2 protein-coding genes are annotated in these 1,471 nt (G+C 66.0%); one reads left to right on the plus strand and one right to left on the minus strand.

Annotated features, from left to right (window positions below):
* Window positions 1-945 (minus strand): MFS transporter (locus tag AC27KI_RS24655; protein WP_487116401.1); only part of this gene is annotated, 945 nt, incomplete at its 3' end.
* A 368-nt stretch (window positions 946-1,313) separates the two neighbouring features.
* Here AC27KI_RS24655 and AC27KI_RS24660 point away from each other — a divergent pair.
* Entirely contained in the window at window positions 1,314-1,454 is a 141-nt protein-coding gene (locus tag AC27KI_RS24660; RefSeq protein ID WP_487116403.1) for a hypothetical protein, read from the plus strand.
* The last annotated feature ends 17 nt before the right edge of the window (window positions 1,455-1,471 follow it).

Consider the following 1,471-nt stretch of genomic DNA (forward strand, 5'->3'; position numbering starts at 1 on the left):
GCCGATGCGGTCCGACAGCGCCCCGAACAGCGGCTGCATGCACATGTACACGAACAGCGCGCACGTCATCACGTAGCTGGTGGTCTTGATGGGCAGGCCCACCGTGTTCACCAGGTATTTCTGCATGTAGGTGGTGAACGTGTAGAAGATCAGCGAGCCGCCGGCCGTGTAGCCCAGCACGGTGAAGAAGGCCGCCTTGTGGTGGCGGAACAGCCCGCCCATGGTGCCGGCCTCCTTGTTCTGCTTGGCGGCGTCGGTCTGCGTCTCGTGCAGGGTGCGGCGCAGCAGCAGCGCGACCACGGCCGAGATGGCGCCGATCACGAACGGAATGCGCCAGCCCCAGGCCTTCAGCTCGGCCTCGCTCAGCAGCGTCTCCAGGATCACGATGACCAGCACCGCCAGCAGCTGCCCGCCGATCAGCGTCACGTACTGGAACGAGGAGAAGAAGCCGCGCTGGCCGCGCAGCGCCACCTCGCTCATGTAGGTGGCGGTGGTGCCATATTCGCCGCCCACCGACAGCCCCTGGAACAGGCGGCACATCAGCAGCAGGAAGGGCGCCCAGGCGCCGATGGCGGCATAGGTGGGCAGGCCGGCGATGACGAGGGAGCCCGCGCACATCATGGTGACCGAGATCAGCATCGAGGTCTTGCGCCCGTACTTGTCCGCGATGCGCCCGAACAGCCACCCGCCGATGGGCCGCATGAGAAAGCCAGCGGCGAACACGCCGGCGGTGTTCAGCAACTGGGCGGTGGGGTCCGATTTGGGGAAGAAGGCCGGCGCGAAGTACAGCGCCGAGAAGGCATACACGTAGAAGTCGAACCACTCGACGAGGTTGCCCGACGAGGCCGCCATGATGGAGAAGACGCGGTGGCGCTTCTCCTCGGCGGTGTAGGCGCGGGGCGCGGGTGCGTCGGCGTCGGCCGCGGTAGGGACGGGTGCAGTCATGGAAGACGGGCCTTTCTGGTCCGCATGCGCGGCATGCAGGTGTGTTGTTGTGGCAGGCCGCATTGTCGTCGGGACGACGAAGTCCTGGCTGTCAGCCAAATCCGGCATCGCGCGCCACCGGCCTATTGAAAACCGCGCTTTCGCTCCTAGATGCAGCCCGGGGATCGCTCCGCCATTGCGGCGGCTGCGCTTTCCTTCCTCTGCAAAACCAACGCATACAGCGCAGCGGGAACCCGGATCGGCACCGCGCCGGCCCGCCAGCCTGTTGGAGGCCGGCGGCCCGTGCACGCGGCGCCGGCCGACCGACCATCTCCCCCTTTTTCGATTGCCATTTTTCGTTTTTTGCCACCCGAGGAAATACCGATCCAATGCAACCCGAACACACCCGCGCCGTGATGGCCATTCAGCCTGATGGCGGCCTTTGCCGACGAACACAAGGACGAAGCGCGAGCGACGAACACCTGCGCCAGCTGGCCGAGTCGTCAAGCGCCTGGCACCGGCTGACCTGATGAAGCTCTACCAGACG

The sequence above is a fragment of the Acidovorax sp. KPB24-03 genome (genome assembly GCF_057546605.1).

Excerpts from the sequence above, each read along its gene's own strand:
- AC27KI_RS24660 (WP_487116403.1), top strand. The coding sequence starts at position 1,314 with ATGCAACCCGAACACACCCGCGCCGTGATGGCCATTCAGCCTGATGGC.